At 68.5% G+C, this 1,631-nt stretch carries 4 protein-coding genes; all 4 read right to left on the reverse strand.

The annotated features are described in order from the left end of the window. The coding region (locus AB0917_RS34140) for a rodlin (RefSeq protein WP_366823583.1) at positions 1-252 on the reverse strand (252 nt) is incomplete at its 3' end. 68 nt (positions 253-320) lie between these two features. After that, complete coding sequence (locus AB0917_RS34145; RefSeq protein ID WP_366823585.1) at positions 321-611, reverse strand: hypothetical protein; 291 nt, start codon at positions 609-611, stop codon at positions 321-323. Positions 612-859: 248 nt separating this feature from the next. Further along, complete coding sequence (locus tag AB0917_RS34150) at positions 860-1,051, reverse strand: chaplin (protein WP_366823586.1); 192 nt, start codon at positions 1,049-1,051, stop codon at positions 860-862. A 341-nt stretch (positions 1,052-1,392) separates the two neighbouring features. Continuing rightward, on the reverse strand, positions 1,393-1,631 hold a 239-nt coding region (locus tag AB0917_RS34155), incomplete at its 5' end, for a rodlin (protein ID WP_366823584.1).

Consider the following 1,631-nt stretch of genomic DNA (forward strand, 5'->3'; position numbering starts at 1 on the left):
GACGAGCGAACCGAGGTTGGCCTTGGCCGGCAGGGCGATGCAGGGCTTGTTCAGCGAGCCCTGGATGAGCGCGAACTGCGGGCTCCAGTCACCGTAGGTGGCGGAGTTGCCGTAGGCCTGCGAGGCGCCGTTGCCGTTGACCGTCGTGGTGCCACCGTCGTCGGCGATGGCCATGGCGGACGGGGCGGCCGCAGCGGAGACACCGACGACCGAGGCGGCAACCGCTGCCGAGGCCATGATCTTCTTGAACATGAGAGAACCCTTCCGGGGAGTGATGCGGATCGGTGAAGGAACCAGGGGGAACTGCCGTGTCGCGGCGGTCAGCCGCCGAGGGGAACCCCGCCGAGCAGCGGGGCGGCCCCCTCGACCGCACCGGTCGCCTGGCCCGCCAGCTTGCCGACCGTGCCGTTCCTGGTGACCGTCCCCGCGGTCTCGGCGGCCGTTTCCACCAGCGGGTCCACGACCTGCGGTGCGCTGGCCATCACCTGGTTGAGGCCGCTGTCGAGGCTGAAGCTGGGGGCCGTGGGGACAGTGGTGGCGAAGGCGGGAGCGGCCGCTCCGAGGGCAGCCACGGAACCGGCAACGAGCGCGGCGGTCTTCGCGTACTTCACTTTTCTGGTTCCCTTCTGCGCGGCGTCTGCTTCGGTCACGTATCCGTGCCGCACAAGCTTTCTTTACCTGTGACTTCTGCCGCTTTCCTCAGGGATAACGATCGGACCGCGCGCGGGAAACTGTCCCGTGCCACTTTCTCCCGGCGGAGGGCCGGAGAAAGCCGACACGTCAACGAAAAGGCCCCGGGCGGCCGTTGCCGTCCGGGGCCGTACCGGTCCGGGCGCGTGGGCCCGGACCGGTCAGTTGTTCACGCGTTGACGCAGGTGTTGCCGAAGGCCGGGTTCAGCAGACCGATCACGTTGACGGTGTTCCCGCAGATGTTGACCGGGATGTGCACCGGCACCTGCACGACGTTGCCGGACAGCACGCCCGGGGAGCCCGCGGCGATGGCCTCGGCACCCGAGTCGGCCATGGCCGGCGCGGCGGCACCCATCGCCATGAGCGTTCCGGCGGCGACTGCGGCAACCTTGGTGTACTTCACTTTTTCGTCCCTTTCCTCGGCGGAGTCCGGTGCGGTCACGACTGTCGTGCCCGCCCGAGCCAGGTCCTGCATCGCTCGCGACTCCGGCGCTGTCCTACGTAACGATGAACATCCGGGTTCGAAACTGTTCCACGGGCGGATTCCCGGATATCCGCCCGATTGCCTCAACGGCCGTCGGGCCGCGCGGCTGCGGAAACGCGGGCGGAGAGCAGGTGTCCGCGTTTCCCGGGAAGAACGACGGGCCCGAGCCGACGGTGGAGGAACGCCGACGGCTCGGGCCCGAGTAGAGCGGCTGCGGATCAGCCGTTGCCGATGCCGTTGCCGGAGAGGATCGGGATGTCCTCCAGGATGTGCGACAGGGCCTCGTCACCCTTGGCCTGGGTGGAGTTCTCGGTGCACTGCTGGTTCTGCGGCGAGGACAGGACGTTGATGTCCTGGACCGTGATCGGCACGAGGCCGACGAGCGAACCGAGGTTGGCCTTGGCCGGCAGGGCGATGCAGGGCTTGTTCAGCGAGCCCTGGATGAGCGCGAACTGCG

This window comes from Streptomyces sp. NPDC007346 (genome assembly GCF_040703535.1).
GTDB lineage: Bacteria > Actinomycetota > Actinomycetes > Streptomycetales > Streptomycetaceae > Streptomyces.

Bases quoted from the DNA above. Each gene is read 5' to 3' on its own strand.
- AB0917_RS34150 (WP_366823586.1), bottom strand. From the start codon at position 1,051: ATGGCGATGGGTGCCGCCGCGCCGGCCATGGCCGACTCGGGTGCCGAG.